Here is a 16,055-nt window from a genome sequence, read left to right as displayed (position 1 = left end):
CCCGGTTTGAGGTCCGCTACCTGCTGTAGCGCCGGACCAGCTTGCTGAGAGTCGTCGCCTGGATCAGCAGACTGAAAACAACCACCACATAGGCCACTCCGATGACCATCTCGCGTCCCTGGAAGTCCGGCAGCGACAGAGCCAGGGCGATCGAGATGGCCCCTCGCAAGCCACCCCAGGTCATGATCTTGACGGCGTGCGGGCTGGCCGCGCGGTAGCGACGCAACATCGTCAAAGGGGCGGCCACGCTCACCGCACGCGCGATCAGCACCACGGGGATGGCTGCCAATCCGATCCAGATGTCTTGCAGCTTGAAGGACAACGCGATCACTTCCAGGCCGATGAGACCGAACAGGACCAGGTTCATCAATTCGTCGAGCAAGCCCCAGAAGCCGAACAGGTGCTCGCGTGTCTTTTCGGTCAGGCTCGTCGATACGCCGTGATTGCCAATGACCAGGCCCATGATCACGACGGCCAGAGGTGCAGACACATGCAGGGTCTCGGCAAGGCTGTAGCCCGCCGTCGCGACTGCCAGGGTGGTCAGGATTTCCACGGGATAGCTATCCATGCCGCGCAACATCAGGCAAACGAGGCATCCAACGATTCCGCCGACCACCAGTGCGCCGAGCACCTCGCGCAGCAACGTCGTCGACACCTGCGATGCCGAGAACTCGGCGGTGCCGCTGGCCAGGCCGACCAGCGTCACGAATGCCACCACCGCCGTCCCGTCGTTGAAAAGCGCTTCCCCGGAGATCTTGCTTTCGAGGGTGGCGGACGCTCCGGCTTTCTTGAGCACGCTGAGAACCGCAATCGGGTCCGTGGGGGAAATGAGCGCGCCAAAGACAAGGCACCACAAGAAGGAAATCGGATGCCCGAACGCCTGGGCGATCATCCAGAACCCCGCGCCGACGGCCGTCGTCGAGATCAGCACGCCGACCGTCGCCAGGAGCAGAACTTCCACCTTGAGTTCGCGCAGGCGAGAGAAGTCCACGTGCAGGGCGCCTGCAAACAACAGAAGGCTCAGCAGGCCGTGAAAGACAACTTCCGGAAAGTTGATCTGCTTCACGAGTTCCTGCGCGTAGATGACCATCTCGGGGTGAGACGGCCCCATGAGCGACACGCCAAGACAGGCCACCAGACCCACGAGCGTGATTCCCAGTGTGTCTGGCAGTTTGATGAAGCGATAGTTGATGTAGCCGAATACGGCGACGACGGAGAAAAGAATTCCCGCGCCTTCGAAGACTTGCATGTTTTTCCTGGGTGGGTTGGAGACGGAAGGGCGGACTCTAGGAATGAGCCCTCGCTGAGTCGATGGGACTGGTCTCAAACCCCGCCTTGAGTTTTGTACCGCTGTGTATCTGGCTGCCCGCCCTGTACACAGTCATTCACTCCGGCCCCCATTCGACACATGCCGCGTACATGCGGGCGGTCTACTGGCGTCACCCCAATCAACGAGGAAAGACGCCATGAACACAACCAACGCTCCTACCGCCCGTCGCAGCTTTCTCGCCGGTGCCGCTGCCACGCTGGCTGCCGTGCCATTCAGCGGACTGCTCGCATCCGCCGCCCGGGCCGCGGAGCCGCCGCGCACCAGCGGCCTGTCGCGCTTCCAGACGCTTCGCCAGATCGATGCCGGCGACCTGAACGTCGGCTACGCCGAAGTCGGCCCGGCCAATGGCGCGCCGGTGATCCTGCTCCACGGCTGGCCGTACGACATCCACACCTACGTCGACGTCGCACCGATCCTTGCGGCCGCCGGACATCGCGTCATCGTTCCGTATCTGCGCGGCTATGGCTCGACCCGCTTCCTCGCCGCGAGCACGCCGCGCAACGGGCAGCAGGCTGCGGTGGCGCAAGACATCATCGCGCTGATGGACGCGCTGAAGATCCAGCGCGCGACCATTGCCGGCTGCGACTGGGGCGCACGCACCGCCTGCATCCTCGCCGCGCTGTGGCCCGAGCGCTTCAATGCGCTGGTGTCGGTCAGCGGCTACCTGATCGGCAACCCCAAGGTCAATGCGATGCCGCAGTCACCGGCGGCCGAGTTCGCGTGGTGGTATCAGTCGTACTTCGCGACCGATCGCGGCCGCGAAGGCTACGAAAAGGACCGCGCCGCCTTCGCGCGCTTCATCTGGCGGCAGGCTTCGCCGCAATGGCAGTTCGACGATGCGACCTTCGCGCGGTCGGCAGTGGCGTTCGACAACCCTGACCATGTCGCGGTCGTCATCCACAACTATCGCTGGCGCATCGGGCTGGTGCAGGGCGAGTCGCGCTTCGATGCGCTCGAAGCCCGGCTGGCCGAAGCGCCCAAGATCGTACTGCCGACGATCACGCTCGAAGGCGATGCCAACGGTGCACCGCACCCTGATCCGGCCGCCTACGCGTCGAAGTTCTCGGGGCCCTACCAGCATCGGCAACTGAGTGGCGGCATCGGCCACAACCTGCCGCAGGAAGCGCCGGCCGATTTCGCACGTGCGGTGCTCGACGTGACGCGGCTTTGATTCACCGCACGCTGAACTGTCCGAGGAGAAAGTCATGAATGCCTCCCTGTACCTCGCGGCCTTTTCCGGCGGCGCACTGACTCTTCTGAGCCCTTGCATCCTGCCGGTGCTGCCTTTCGTCCTCGCCCGCACGGGCCGGCCGTTTCGGCAGGGCGCGCTGCCGTTGCTGGTCGGCATGGCGCTGACCTTCGCGGTGGTCGCATCGCTGGGCGCGGTGGCGGGCGGCTGGGCGGTGAGGCTCAATCAGTTCGGCCGCGCGACGGCGCTCGTGGCGTTGGCGATCAGTGCGCTCGCGCTGCTCTCGCCGCGACTGGCGGACTGGATGACGCGGCCCGTGGTGCAACTTGGCGATCGGCTGTCGAATCGTGTGGGCAGTGACACGGGCTGGCTCGGCTCGGTGCTGCTGGGCGTTGCGACCGGCGTTGTGTGGTCACCATGCGCGGGGCCGATCCTCGGCCTGATCCTCACTGGCGCCGCGCTGGCCGGCCCCGGCGTGCAGACCTCCCTGCTGCTGCTCGCCTATGCGGCCGGTGCGGCACTTGCGCTCGCAGTGGCCCTGCGAGTGGGCGAAGAACGGTTCGCCGGTCTCAACGCAAGACTGCGTACCAGCGTCTGGCCGCGCCGTGTGCTGGGTGCGGCCATGCTGGCGGGTGTGGCGGCGGTCGCTTCCGGCGCGGACACCGGTGCGCTGGCGCGCCTGTCGCTGAACTGGAGCAATGGCCTGGAACAGCGCCTGTTGCAGGCGCTCCCGATGGGCGCCGCGGCGGCGGAAACCTTGCCCGATGCCCCGCGCGGAACGCCGTCGGGCCTGCCGGTCGAACCGATCCGGCCCGACCTGTCGGGCGCGATGAACTGGCTCAACGGCGAGCCGCTGAATCTGCAGCAGTTGCGCGGAAAGGTGGTGCTGGTCAACTTCTGGACCTACTCGTGCATCAACTGCCTGCGCACCTTGCCGCATGTGCGCGCGTGGGCACAGAAGTACGCCGACCAGGGGCTCGTGGTGATCGGTGTGCACACGCCCGAGTTCGCGTTCGAGAAGGACGCTGGCAATGTGCAGAAGGCGCTCAAGCGGCTGGGCATCACCTATCCGGTCGCACAGGACAACGACTTCACGGTCTGGCGTGCGTTCCAGAACCAGTACTGGCCGGCGCTCTACTTCATCGATGCGCAGGGCCGCGTGCGACACCACCAGTTCGGCGAGGGCGACGAGGCGCGCTCGGAGCAGGTGATCCAGGCCCTTCTGCGCGAATCGGGCGCCGAAGGCACGGCCAAGCCCTCCGTCGCGCTCGACACGCACGGCCCCGGCTTGCCGGCTGATCTGAGCAACGTGCGTTCGCCCGAGACCTACCTCGGCTACCGCGAGGCCAGCGGCTTCGCATCGCCCTCAGGCGTTGCCAGGGACCGCAGCAAGGCCTACACCGTGGGTCGCCTCGGGCTCAACGACTGGGGCCTGAAGGGCGCGTGGACCATCGGCCCCGAGTTCGCGCAGCTCGACGAATCCGGAGGCGCGGTCGCGATCCGCTTCCATGCACGCGATGCGCATCTGGTGCTGGGGCTTGTGGCGGGACACGGTCCGATCCCGTTCCAGCTCACGCTCGATGGGCGTACGCCGGGTGCGGATCACGGTGAAGACGTCGATGCAGAAGGCCGCGGCGTCGTCGATGCGACGCGTCTCTACCAACTGGTTCGTCAGCATGGGTCGATCGGCGATCGCGTGGTGGAGATCCGTTTTCTCGATCGCGGCGCGCGAGCCTTTGCGTTCACATTCGGTTGAACTGTTTCGCTGAGTCGCGTGGGAAAGAAAGGAGGCAAGGTCAGGTGTGGGTCAGTTAAATGACACGTGCGTGTCACTGGATGTTTCTACATTTTTCTTCGGTCTGGCGCCCCTCTGCACCTGCACCTGGAAGAACCGGATTCGTCCGATCTCGCGCTGGCCATTTCGCCAACCATCGCCTCATACCCAATGATCAATACCCACAAACGAGCACTGCTTACGTCCCTGACGGCCGTCGCGGCATGCGCGCTCGCCGCCTGCGGTGGCGGCAGCAGCAATAGCAGCTTCCCCATCACCTCGACCCCCACCAGTGGTTCGAGCACCACGACCCTCAGCGGCGTGGTGGCCGCCAGCGGTTATGTGCCGGGTAGCACCACCGGCAACCCGACGCTGAAGGCCGGCTACTACCAGAACGCCAAGGTCTTCCTCGACACCAACGGCAACGGCGTGCTCGACAGCGGCGAAGTCTCGACCGTCACCGACGCTAGCGGCAAGTTCACGCTGAAGGTCACCAGCACCGGCGGCCAGCTCGTTGCGGACATCACCCCTTCGGCCACCAACACCGCCACCGGTGTGGCCGTGGCCCAGCATCTCGTGCTGCGTGCATCGGCTGCGCAGATCACGGACCAAGGCGCCTCGAACATCGTCATCAGCCCGTTGTCGAGCGAAGCGCAGCGCCTGGTCGAAGCCCGCGGCACCAACTACGCGACCGAGAAGGCCAATCTCGCCACGCGCCTGAGCGGCCCGGCGTTCAACCTCGGCAGCGCCTCGGTCACCGACCCGCTGGCAGACGTCAACACCCTGAGTGGCGCGGCCCAGTACGCGGTGCTCTATGAAGACAACCAGCTGACCAACCGCTACACCTACGCGACCGCCAAGCTCGACCGCGGCGACATGTACCCGGACAACCTGGCCGTTACCGGTGGTGACCCGGGCCTGGTCGGTAAAGCCGTGAGTGCCGCCACCCAGGTGCAGCCGACCCAGACGCAGGCGAAGATCACCTTCGCCCAGGCCCAGCAGGCCGCGTTCAACGTCGAAGGGGTGCCGGCCTTCGACCACATCTTCGTCATCGTCGAAGAGAACAAGTCCTCGGGCGCCATCCTGGGCAACCCGCGCGTGCCCTACATGAACGCGATGCTGAGCAAGTTCAACCAGCTCACGACCTACTACTCGACCGGCAATCCGTCCGAGCCCAACTACACCGCCCTCGGTGGTGGCGATGACTACGGCATCACCGACGACAACTGGTTCGGTTGCGGTGCCCAGCCGGGAACCCCGTACGCTGTGACTGACGCGGCGCGCGCCGCCAGCGTCGCATCGGATGGGCAGCCCCTGCCGGCGACCTTCCCGCTGCCGACCGCCGGCAATGTCTCGGGCGGTGGCCAGAACAGCAACCTTCTGGCGGGCTACAGCACCACGCTCACAGCGGCTTGCGGCCTGACCCCGACGAGCGGCACGGTCCACAACATTCCGGGCGCCAACCTCTTCACCCTGCTGTCGCAGGCCGGCCTCACCGCGCGGACCTACAGCGAGTCGATGAACCCCGGCCAGGACGCCCGCGCCGACAGCGTGGCCGACGCGGCCGTCGCCGCCACCTACAGCGGTTCCTATGTCACCGACGACCTGCTCCAGCAGGCAGCGATCGACAGCAACCCCTCCCTCACCAGCGGCGTCCTTACGGGCACGCCCAACTTTGCAGTGGTCAACGGCCTGTACAAGGTCAAGCACGGTCCGTCGATCGCCTGGCAGGATGCACGCAACCTGCCCGAGTTCTTCGCGGACAACCGCACGATCTTCGGCACGCAGTACCAGGAAGCCAACTGGAAGGCGAATTCGAGCACCTATGCGGGTTATGACAAGTCGGCCTGGATCTACGACCAGTTCAGCAAGGACCTGGACACGGGCGACGTGGGCACCATCAACTTCATCGTGCCCGACCAATGCGACGACATGCACGGCGTCGGCAGTGACGTGAGTTGCGCCAACAACAACAACGGCGCAGCCGTGGGCCTGACGCGTGCCGACATCTACCTGCAAAAGGTGGTCAGCAAGATTCGCAACTCGGCGCTGTGGAAGAACCCGCAGCAACGCAATGCGATCGTCGTGATCTTCGACGAAGGCGAAGGCACCAGCACCGCGTGCTGCGGCTGGAACCCCAGCACGAGCTCGGGCGCGCAACCGCTGACGATTGCTTCGGACGGCACGATCACGAAGACGTCGCCCACCAACTACCAGAAAGGCAACTTCGGCCACGGCCAGACCATCTTCGGCGTCATGACCAACCAGCACGACCTCGGCAAGCAGAACAAGGGTGTGGTGGACAGCGACTCCTACAGCCACTTCTCGCTGGTGCGTACCTTCCAGGACATGTTCCAGCTGGCTGATCCGGCCAAGGATGCGACCTACCTGAACCGCGCGAAGTACACGGAGGAATTCATCCTCGCGAACATCGGCAACCTGCCCGAGTTCGTGAGCAGCGCCGACACCCACTTCGACGCCGTGCGTCCGATCAATCACGCCTACGTGATTCCGGCCAGCTACCAGCAGCGTCTGAATCCGGCGGACTACGCGTACGCCGCCGGCACCGCTGCGCCTCCGTACCAGACCGGTCCGGACGCGACGCAGGAAAGCATCTGGGGTTCGGCGCGCTAAGCAGCGTCTGACAAGCAGAAGCAGTAGCAAAAGCAGGGAGGCGGCTTCGGCCGCTTCCCGGCTTTTTTGTATTTGTCCCAAGGGAAATCAATGCGCAAGGTTCTCCAGCTGTTCGTGTCATGCGCCGCCTTGACGCTGGCGGCCTGTGGGGGTGGCGGAGGTTCCGGCGGTGCGTCGGTCACGTCGGCAGCAGGAACGCAGACTGCGGCCACCAGCAACGCCACTGGCACCACGACGAACACCAGCAACCTGAGTCTTGCCGCACAGGTCGGCCAGAAGTTGTTCTTTGACCAGAATTTGTCGGGCGGCAAGAACCAGTCATGCGCGAGCTGCCATGACCCGAACTACGCCTACGGCCCGCCCAACAGCCTGGCTGTGCAACTCGGCTCGGACGGCCTGTCCAAGGGCCAGCGCGCGGTGCCTTCGCTTCGCTACAAGGACATGACGCCGCCCTACAGCGACGTCGCTGAAAACCCCGACGGCGTGACCACCAGCGCGCCCGGAGGCGGCTTCATGCTCGATGGCCGCGCGCCGACGCTGGCCGATCAGGTGACGCTCCCGCTGCTGAATCCGATCGAGATGAACAATGCCTCGAAGGAAGCAGTGGTCCAGACTGCACGCAGCGCCTCTTATGCGGCGCTCTTCAAGCAGGCCTTCGGCGCGAATGCGCTCGACGACACCGACGCCGCCTTTGCCAGCATCGGCCAGGCGATCGCGGCCTTCGAAACCGAAGACGTCAGCTTCCATCCGTACAAGAGCAAGTACGACCTCTACATCGGCAACAAGATCGGCGGCACGCTGACGCCCGCGGAGATGCGTGGTCTGGCGGTTTTCAATCGCGAAGACCGCGGCAACTGCCTGGCCTGCCACTTCCAGGGTGCCAACTTCAATGGCAGCACGGGGTTGATGACCGACTTCACCTACCAGGCCATCGGCGCGCCGCGCAACGACAGGTCGATTCCGAACAACCCCGATCCCATTCCGGCCAACGACGATCCGTCCTACTTCGACATGGGTCTGTGCGGCCCCGCCAACGACGACAGCTACAACAGCCACAAACCCGGAACGCCCAAGGCCGGCGCGGCGCCGGACCCGTTCACGGGCGCCAACAACCCGAATCCGTACTGCGGCCGCTTCAAGGTGCCGACCTTGCGCAACGCCGCGTCGCGCTCGGTGTTCTTCCACAACGGCATCTTCCACGCGCTGGAGCAGGTGGTCCGCTTCTACAACACGCGCGACACCAACCCCGAGTACTGGTATCCCTCGAGCGGAGGCACCGGCACGGCGACGGCCAATCCTCCGTATGCCTTGCAGCCGACTTCCGTGCCTGGCGCGACGGTCGACAAGTTCAACGATTTGCCTGCGATGTACCGGGGCAACATCGACGAGGAAGCACCGCTGGGGCAAGGCCAGACCGATGCGGGCGGCAGCACGGCGCTCAACGGTGCGCAGCCGCGCCCGGCGGGTTCGACTCCGCAGCTCTCGGAACAGGACATCAAGGACCTGGTCTGCTTCCTCGGCGTTCTCAGCGATGGCTATCAGCCGCCGGCGGAAGCACCAACTGGCGGAACGTGCGTCAATTGAACTCGAATACGAACACGACGAAGCGCGCCGGTTTCGCTGCCTTCCTCCTGATGTCGCTGGCCGTTCTCTCCGCATGCGGCGACAACGAACAGGCCCGCTTTCCGAGCCGGGACAACTTCACGGCGACGGTGAACGATTTCCTCGCGCAGCGCGGGCATGTGTGCCTTGCGAAGTACGACTGGCCCATTGCGGTGGCGGCCGCTTCGCGCGACGCCGATGCGCAGCAGATGCCGGTGCTCGAGAAGATCGGCCTCGTGAGCGGCCGCGACATCGTCCGCAACGACGGCGCGGCGCGCGAATACACGCTGACCGCCGAGGGACAGAAGTTCTACCGGCACGAGCCGGTGGTGATTCGCACCGCGACACGCAGGGTCGTCCATCCGGCGGACCTGTGCGCCGCCACCCTGACGCTGGACCGCCTGCTCGGATGGGACGCGCCGCAAACCCGCGACGGCCCCACAGGGACCTCGCTCTTGTTCACCTACCGCATCGCGCCTGAGACATGGGCCGCAGCGCCTGAGGTGCTGCATGCCTTTCCGGTGCTGTCGCGCGCCATCCAGAACGAAAAGACCATGCAGGTGCGCCTCGGTGTGCACCTGACGCCGCATGGCTGGGTGGCGGACGAACTCGACGAGCACTGATCTTTTTTCTTCTATCCACTTTCGATTCATGAACACCCGTTCTTCACTCCAGCTCATGCTGAGCATCGCGGCAGCCTTCTCGCTGACCGCTTGCAACGCCGTCCACGACGCCAAGGCACCGACGCCCGAGAACATGGCCGTCGCGCTCGACGACTACCTGGCCCAGCGCGGCGATCTCTGCCTCTCGATGTTCGACTGGCCGGCCGACCTGACGGAAGCCGAGGCCGGTTCCGGTGCGCGCCGCGCGGTGCAGTTCCCGGTCATGGAAAAGCTCGGCCTCGTGCGCAGCACTATCGTCGAGGCGCCGAAGAGCAAGGAGAACCCTGACGGTGCCGTCAAGCGCTTCGAACTGACCGAAGACGGCCGCAAGTTCTACAAGCCGCACCCGTATGCGGCGCGTGGCGGCGAAGAGCACGCCAACGACTTCTGCGTCGCGCACCTCAAGCGCGAGAAGGTCGTGGATGTGCAGGTGGACGCGCATGACGCGCAGCACCCGCTAGCGGTGGTGAGCTACACCTACCAGATCGACCCCGCGCCGTGGATGCAGGACGCCGATGCACAGCGCGTGTTCCCGATGATCGCGCGTGTCATCCAGGGCGCCGGCAGCCTGCAATTGCGCCAGGGCTTCACGCTCGAAGACAAGGGCTGGGTCCCCAAGATCGGACCGGTCTGAGATGGGCACTGTCGTCCGCTTCTCGCCGGATCTTGGCCGCTGGGTGACGCGCCACCTCGACAGCGGCCACGCGCCCCAGGCGCTGGTGGCCACGATGTTGAAGCAGGGCATGAACGAGCGGTCCGCGCACGCGATCGTGGCGGCCTATGTCGACGCCCGCCAGCATGGCGGGCCGACGCCGACCGACAGCATCGAACTGCCCGACGAAGCCACTTCCAGGCCGCCCATGCGTCTCGCCCCGGGCACGCGCATCTCGGCGGGCGATCGCGAGATCGCCGTTTATTCGCGCACCGAGGACCCGGTCTTCGCCTCGCTCGGCAACGTCCTGGACGCCGCGGAATGCCAGGCCGTGATCGACATGGCACGCCCGCGGCTGAAGCCCTCGACGCTGGTCGATCCGATGAGTGGCCGCGACATCGTGAGCGACAAGCGAACGAGCTGGGGCATGTTCTTCCGACTGGAAGAAAACGAACTGATCGCCCGGCTCGACCGGCGCTTGTCGGCGCTGATGAATCTGCCGCTCGAAAACGGCGAGGGATTGCAGGTACTGCACTACCCGACAGGCGCGGGCAGTGAGCCCCACTACGACTACCTTGCGCCCACCAACGCCGCCAACCGCGAGTCCGTCGCGCGAAGCGGCCAGCGCGTGAGCACGCTGGTCACCTATCTCAACGATCCGCCCGAAGGCGGCCAGACCGTGTTCCCGCAGCTTGGGCTGGCGGTTTCGCCGTTCCGTGGCAATGCTTGCTATTTCGAGTACGGCGACGACAGTGGCCGCGTCGATCCTCGCTCGCTGCATGCGAGCGCGCCGGTGACACGCGGCGAGAAGTGGGTCGTGACCAAGTGGATGCGCAACCGGCGCTTTGTCTCTGCCTAGGACTCGGGCAGCAGGTTGAGGCTCAGCATCGTGATGATCGCCTCGCCCGGCTCCCGCGACTGCCTGAAGCCAAAGCGGCGGCCGAGCGAGCGCATTGCGTTGTTCTCGGAAAGCGTGTTGCCGTACAACCGCCGCACACCGGACTGCTTCGCAAGTTCGATCAAGGCCGAAAGCAGTTGCGCGCCGAGGCCCTGGCCCTGCCATTCGTCGCCGATCACCATCGCGAACTCGGCTTCGCCGTCCGCGCCCTCCATCACGTAGCGGGCGACGCCCACTTGCCGTTCGCGTCCGTCGATGGTGACGGTGGCGACCACCGCACCCTCGCGCGATCGGTCGATGTGCGTCCAGCGGAAGAGTTCATCGGCGGTCGGCTTGCGCACCGACATCAGCCGCTGGTAGGAGGTGCGCGGCGAAAGGCCTTCGACGAATTCGCGCTCGCGCTCGAAGTCATCGGGCTCGATCAGGCGCAGATGGATCGAGGTGCCATCGTCGTACGGCAACGCGTGGCCGGGATGCTGCAAATGCGCGCCGGATGCGATAGGACGTGTGGGGGACATGATGGCAACCTCCGTGGGGATGGCGCGCCTTCAATCTATTCCTTGCTTCTCTGGTGAAAAAGACGGCCCCGGTCAATACGGCATTGCATTTGCCGAAACAATCCGCTGCGTCACACTATCCGAAGCAGAATCGGACGCGTCACCCGGTCCGCGACAGGAGAAAAGAATGGAACTGGAAGATATCAACGCAAGGCTGCGTGCGCTCGAGTTGAGGGCGGTCGCGCACACGGCGGCCATCGCGGTGCTGCTGCAGGAGGCGCCCAATGCATCCGCCAAGCTGCACCTGGTGGCCGAACATCTCGTCGATGCGCCGCCGCTGCCGCTGTCCGACGAGGACCTCGTGAAGGTCGCGGCCTACATCCAGGCGATGCTCGGCGGGCCGTGGATCGACTGACTGTCACACTACGGGCCGAATTCACTTTTCCAGAGCTTCATCGATGTCCGAATCCGCACAAATGCCCCCGCTGCCTGACCATCTTTCGGTCGATCCGCGCAGCCCACACCATGTCCCCGCCATCTTCGAGCACGACATCGGCGTCCGCTTCAACGGCAAGGACCGGAACGACGTCGAGGAATACTGCATCAGCGAAGGCTGGATCAAGGTGCCTGCAGGCCGGGCGCTCGATCGCAAGGGCCAGCCCTTGCTGATCAAGCTCAAGGGCAAGGTCGAGGTCTTCTACAAGTAGGGGACGCCATGCAGCAGGACAACGCCGCCCATCGCCTTTCCGCCGCGGGTCTCGCCGAGTTCGCGCGCACGCTGCTCGAACGCGCCGGAATGCCGGGCGACAAGGCCCAGGTCGTTGCGACCGTGCTGGTCGAGGGTGACCTGATGGGGCACACCACGCACGGGCTGCAATTGCTCGCGCCTTACCTTGCCGACATCGAGAAGGGCGGCATGGTGCTCGAAGGCGGGCCGGAGATCGTGTCGTCGCGACCAGCCGCCCAGCTGTGGGATGGCCGCCGTCTGCCGGGCCCGTGGCTGGTGCTTCGCGCGCTCGAAGAGGCCGCGCGGCTTGCCTGCGACGAGGGCACCGGCACGGTCGTGATCCGGCGCAGCCATCACATCGCAAGTCTCGCGAGCTACCACCAGCGTGCGGCCGAGCAGGGGCTGGTGTTGCTGCTGACGTGCTCTGATCCCAATGCCGCGAGCGTCGCGCCCTTCGGCGGACTGGACCCTGTCTTCACGCCCAATCCGGTGTCGGCGGGCTTCCCTTCGGGTGACTCGCCGGTGTCGATCGATATCTCCACCTCCACCACGACCAACGGCCTGACCGGTCGCCTGCACAAGGAAGGCGGCAAGCTACCGGCTCCGTGGCTGATCGATGGGCACGGAAAGGCATCCGATGATCCTGCCGTGCTCTTCAACGAGCCGAAGGGCACCATTCTTCCGCTGGGCGGGCTCGATTCGGGACACAAGGGCTTCGGCCTGTCGCTGCTGGTCGAGGCACTGACCGGCGGCCTTGCCGGCCACGGCCGCGCCGATCCGCGCGAGGGATGGGGCGCCACGGTCTTCCTGCAGGTGATCGACCCGGCGGCGTTCGCGGGCCTCGAAGCCTTCGAGCGGCAGATGGGCGAGGTCGCACGCCAGTGCCGCGCCTCGAAGCCCGTCGATGCAACGCGCCCGGTTCGGCTACCAGGCGAACGAGGCTATCGATTGGCCGCCGACCAGCAGGATCGCGGCGTGCTGCTGCACGACAGCATCCTCCCCGCGCTGCGTCCGTGGGCCGAGAAGTACGGCGTCGCGCTGCCTCAGCCCGAATCGAACTGATCGGCGTTGCGCCCGCGAAACGGCGCGTAGAAGGCGCGGATGCGGGCGATGTCGCCGTCGACATCGTCGGTCGGGTCCACCAGCGGCCCGAGGCCGCAGGAGCGGGTTCCCCAGTCGAGATAGGAGAGCTGGATCGGCAACCCCGCGCCGCGGGCGATGTGGTGGAAGCCGGCTTTCCATTGGCGCGCGCGGCTGCGGGTGCCTTCGGGCGCTACCACCAATTGCAGCGGACCGGGCGCCAGCTTCAGCGCCTCGACCGAAGCCGCGATCAGGTTGTTCGACCGTTCGCGATGCACCGGGATGCCGCCAAGCCAGCGCATCAGTCCGCCGAAAGGAGGGCGAAACAAAGAAGCCTTGCCCATCCAGCGGATGCGCATGCGCAGCGCGAATGCCGCGAGCAGCGTGAAGGGGAAGTCCCAGTTGCTGGTGTGGGGCGCCGCGATGACGACGCAACGCACCGCGCGCTCCGGCAACTCGCCGTGCACCTTCCAGCCGAGCACGCGCAGCACGCCGCGCGATGCGTTTCGCAGCATCGGCTCCAGCAGCGGGGTGTCGAAGATGGTCCGGGCCATGGGCCGCAAGCATAGGGCACGAAGCCGGCCCTACACTGCGCCCCATGCCCGAGCCCGTGGAACCGAAGATCGACGCCCGAATGCCGCCGGCAGTGAGCCCGGTGCACGCCCCATCGATGGACCACGCATCGCGCCGCATGGTGGCGCTGCTCGGCGCGGCGATCACCGCGGGCTTCGAGGCCGGCGCGATCAGCTACGTGCTGCCGGCCATGCGCGCTTCCACCGGGGCGTCCGCGCAACTGGCCTCGTGGTTGCTGTCGGTGTTCGTCGCCGCAACGCTCGTGGCGGTGCCGCTGGCTGCATTGGCGGTCCGGCGCGTGGGTGCGACCCGGCTGCTGCGCGGCTCCCTGATGCTGGCGGTCGTCTCGGGTGGGCTGGCCACCGTGCTGCCCAGCCCGGACGGCGTATTGGCTGCGCGCGCACTGCAGGGGCTGGCGCATGGTCCCTTGTTGCCCTTGGTGGCGGCCGTCATCGTGACCCATTGGCCGCCCGAACAGCACGGCCGGCTGCTGGGGCAGGTGTCGATGGCCTATGGATTGACCTACGTCGTGGCGACCATCGGCACGCCCTGGTTGCTGCAACTCGGCTGGCGCACTGCGTTCTCGTTCGGCGCCTGCCTCGCGTTGCTGTCGCTTGCGTGGCCGCTGCCGGCCTCGGCCGCATCGCACGAGTCGGAGCGGCCGGCGCCCTGGTGGCTGGCGTTCAGCCGGCCGATGCTTCCGACCATCCTGCTCGCGCTGGGCACCGGTGCGGGTCAATCCGCGCTGGTCTGGATGCCCACGGTCGCGGCCACGCGACTCGGACTGGGCATGACCGCCACGGCTCCGCTGATGGTGCCGCTGCTGCTCGGCGGCCTGTTCGCCACCGCATGCGTGATCCGCTGGCTCGATCGCACGGGATCACGTCCGTTGGTCATCACCGGCCTCACGAGTGCGATTGCGGGTGTGTTGCTGGTCGTGGCCGCGCCCGCGGGCGCGGTCTTCTTCATGGTGGGTGGCGCGGCGCTGGGCTTCGGCATCGGCATGCTCTCGGGCGGACCGCTGCGCTATGCCGCAGCGCGTGCGTTGCCGCGCGATGCGCAAGGCCTTGCACAGGGCGCGGTGGCGTGGCTCACAGACGTGGGCTTGCTGGCCGGCAGCGTGGTGGTCGGCCACATCGCGGGGCGGGGTGCCGATGCACGCACCGCGATCGAAACGGCTTTGGCGGTGGTCTGTGCGCTGATGCTGCTGTGCGCCCCGGCCGTGTTCAGGCTGGCGCGGCAGGACAAGGTGGCCGCGTGACCATGAGCACCCCCATCGTCGAACTGGAGGACGACGCCAGGGCGCTCCTCGGCCGCTGCGCAATCTTCCGCCGATGCAGCACCGCCGACCTCGGAGCACTGGCCCACAGCACCCGATGGGTCGACTACGCGGACGGCGTCGACCTGGTGCGCGAAGGCGACACGCCGGAAGAGCTGCTCATCATCGAGCACGGCCAGGCGCAAGTGCTCAAGCGCGGCGTGAACGGCGACGAGCACCTCATCAACCGCGTCGGCCCCGGCGACTCGATCGGCGAGATGGCGCTGTTCGACCTCGTGCCGCGCTCGGCGACGGTGCGCGCCGAAGGCCCGGTGCGCGGCCTCTCTCTGCCGCTGTCCGACATCGTGCATCTCGCCGAATCGCGGCCTTCTCTGGTGCCGGTGCTGATGGACATCGGCGCGCTGGTGGCCGAACGGCTGCGCGTGACCAGCGCCAATGCCGCGGCCTCGGCGGACCGCATCCTGGCGCAGGAACGCACGCGCGCGGTGATGGGCCGCTTCACGCTGCTGCTGATGCTGGCCTACACGCTGTACACGTGGGTGCTCGGTACTGCGATGCGCGTCAAGGAGACCTTCGGCCACAGCGAGTTCGTTACCGTGCCCGCGATCTTCGTCTGCTGCGCGATCATGTTCGTCTTCGTGCGGGTGTCGCGGTATCCGGCCCGCTTCTTCGGCCTGACGACCGAGAACGCGGGCCCGCATGTGCGCGAGGCGGTGCTCTTCACCTTGCCCCTGATGGCCGCCACAGTGCTGCTGAAGCTCGCGCTCGTGACCTGGGTGCCTGCCATGCACGGGCAGCCTCTGTTCCAGATGTTCTCGTCGTCGTCATCCGGGAGCACCTTCAACCCGTGGCTGGCCGCGGCCTACGTGGTGTTCGCGCCCTTCCAGGAGCTGATCTATCGCGGTGGCGTGCAGGGGCCGCTGTCGCACTTCCTCACCGGGCGCTGGAGTACCTGGCTCGCGATCGTCGGCGCGAACATCATCTTTTCGGCCGCGCACCTGTACGTGTCGCCGGGGCTGGCGGTGGTCGCCTTCGTGGCGGGGCTGTTCTGGGGCTGGCTCTATGCGCGACAGGGTGGGCTCATTGGCGTGTCGGTGTCCCACGTGCTGCTTGGGTTCTGGGCCTTCGAGGTGGTCGATCTCGGCGTGCTGGAGTAGC

The 16,055-nt window shown here is 66.4% G+C and carries 15 protein-coding genes; 12 read left to right on the top strand and 3 right to left on the bottom strand.

Translation table 11 applies throughout. The features are described 5' to 3' along the window. Positions 1 to 16: 16 nt before the first annotated feature. Complete coding sequence (locus tag FHW64_RS28525) at positions 17 to 1,249, bottom strand: sodium:proton antiporter (protein ID WP_184531627.1); 1,233 nt, start codon at positions 1,247 to 1,249, stop codon at positions 17 to 19. 217 nt (positions 1,250 to 1,466) lie between these two features. Here FHW64_RS28525 and FHW64_RS28520 point away from each other — a divergent pair, with 217 nt between their 5' ends. From FHW64_RS28520 to FHW64_RS28490, 7 genes are all read left to right on the top strand, one after another. After that, a complete protein-coding gene (locus tag FHW64_RS28520) occupies positions 1,467 to 2,501 on the top strand; it encodes an alpha/beta fold hydrolase (protein WP_184531626.1) in 1,035 nt (344 codons plus the stop codon). Between the two features lie 34 nt (positions 2,502 to 2,535). Continuing rightward, positions 2,536 to 4,275: a cytochrome c biogenesis protein DipZ gene (locus FHW64_RS28515; protein WP_184531625.1), complete on the top strand. Its 1,740-nt coding sequence runs from the start codon at positions 2,536 to 2,538 to the stop codon at positions 4,273 to 4,275. A gap of 189 nt (positions 4,276 to 4,464) precedes the next feature. Beyond that, positions 4,465 to 6,927, top strand: coding sequence for an alkaline phosphatase family protein (locus FHW64_RS28510; RefSeq protein ID WP_184531624.1), 2,463 nt, complete (start codon positions 4,465 to 4,467; stop codon positions 6,925 to 6,927). A gap of 90 nt (positions 6,928 to 7,017) precedes the next feature. Then, a complete protein-coding gene (locus FHW64_RS28505; protein WP_184531623.1) occupies positions 7,018 to 8,511 on the top strand; it encodes a cytochrome-c peroxidase in 1,494 nt (497 codons plus the stop codon). Next, the gene (locus FHW64_RS28500) at positions 8,508 to 9,152 is read left to right on the top strand and encodes a hypothetical protein (RefSeq protein ID WP_260306443.1); all 645 of its coding nucleotides are present in this window, start codon (positions 8,508 to 8,510) and stop codon (positions 9,150 to 9,152) included. The genes FHW64_RS28505 and FHW64_RS28500 overlap by 4 nt, the downstream gene beginning before the upstream one ends. Before the next feature lie 28 nt (positions 9,153 to 9,180). After that, entirely contained in the window at positions 9,181 to 9,825 is a 645-nt protein-coding gene (locus FHW64_RS28495) for a hypothetical protein (RefSeq protein WP_184531622.1), read from the top strand. Between the two features lies 1 nt (position 9,826). Next, positions 9,827 to 10,702: a 2OG-Fe(II) oxygenase gene (locus tag FHW64_RS28490; protein ID WP_184531621.1), complete on the top strand. Its 876-nt coding sequence runs from the start codon at positions 9,827 to 9,829 to the stop codon at positions 10,700 to 10,702. Here FHW64_RS28490 and FHW64_RS28485 read toward each other — a convergent pair. Next, positions 10,699 to 11,259 (bottom strand): GNAT family N-acetyltransferase, encoded by a 561-nt coding sequence (locus tag FHW64_RS28485; RefSeq protein WP_184531620.1) that lies wholly within the window; start codon positions 11,257 to 11,259, stop codon positions 10,699 to 10,701. The two genes, FHW64_RS28490 and FHW64_RS28485, sit on opposite strands and share 4 nt — an antisense overlap. A gap of 166 nt (positions 11,260 to 11,425) precedes the next feature. Between FHW64_RS28485 and FHW64_RS28480 the strand changes: the two genes are divergently transcribed. Genes FHW64_RS28480 through FHW64_RS28470 form a run of 3 tightly spaced genes read left to right on the top strand, consistent with a single transcriptional unit; the run spans position 11,426 to position 13,027 of the window. Further along, complete coding sequence (locus FHW64_RS28480) at positions 11,426 to 11,653, top strand: hypothetical protein (protein ID WP_093164615.1); 228 nt, start codon at positions 11,426 to 11,428, stop codon at positions 11,651 to 11,653. A 43-nt stretch (positions 11,654 to 11,696) separates the two neighbouring features. After that, a complete protein-coding gene (locus FHW64_RS28475; RefSeq protein ID WP_184531619.1) occupies positions 11,697 to 11,945 on the top strand; it encodes a DUF3297 family protein in 249 nt (82 codons plus the stop codon). A gap of 8 nt (positions 11,946 to 11,953) precedes the next feature. Continuing rightward, positions 11,954 to 13,027: an Ldh family oxidoreductase gene (locus FHW64_RS28470; RefSeq protein WP_184531618.1), complete on the top strand. Its 1,074-nt coding sequence runs from the start codon at positions 11,954 to 11,956 to the stop codon at positions 13,025 to 13,027. On the opposite strand, the gene FHW64_RS28465 is transcribed toward FHW64_RS28470, so the two are convergent. Next, positions 13,009 to 13,599 (bottom strand): lysophospholipid acyltransferase family protein, encoded by a 591-nt coding sequence (locus tag FHW64_RS28465; protein ID WP_184531617.1) that lies wholly within the window; start codon positions 13,597 to 13,599, stop codon positions 13,009 to 13,011. The genes FHW64_RS28470 and FHW64_RS28465 overlap by 19 nt on opposite strands. 44 nt (positions 13,600 to 13,643) lie before the next feature. Between FHW64_RS28465 and FHW64_RS28460 the strand changes: the two genes are divergently transcribed. Further along, a complete protein-coding gene (locus FHW64_RS28460; RefSeq protein WP_184531616.1) occupies positions 13,644 to 14,879 on the top strand; it encodes an MFS transporter in 1,236 nt (411 codons plus the stop codon). A 2-nt stretch (positions 14,880 to 14,881) separates the two neighbouring features. Then, positions 14,882 to 16,054: a cyclic nucleotide-binding domain-containing protein gene (locus tag FHW64_RS28455; protein ID WP_184531615.1), complete on the top strand. Its 1,173-nt coding sequence runs from the start codon at positions 14,882 to 14,884 to the stop codon at positions 16,052 to 16,054. Position 16,055 lies beyond the last annotated feature (1 nt).

The organism is Variovorax sp. Sphag1AA, from assembly GCF_014192575.1.
Classification (GTDB): domain Bacteria; phylum Pseudomonadota; class Gammaproteobacteria; order Burkholderiales; family Burkholderiaceae_C; genus Variovorax.
Note: the sequence above shows the minus strand (reverse complement) of the source record. Positions and strands in the feature narration are given on the sequence as shown.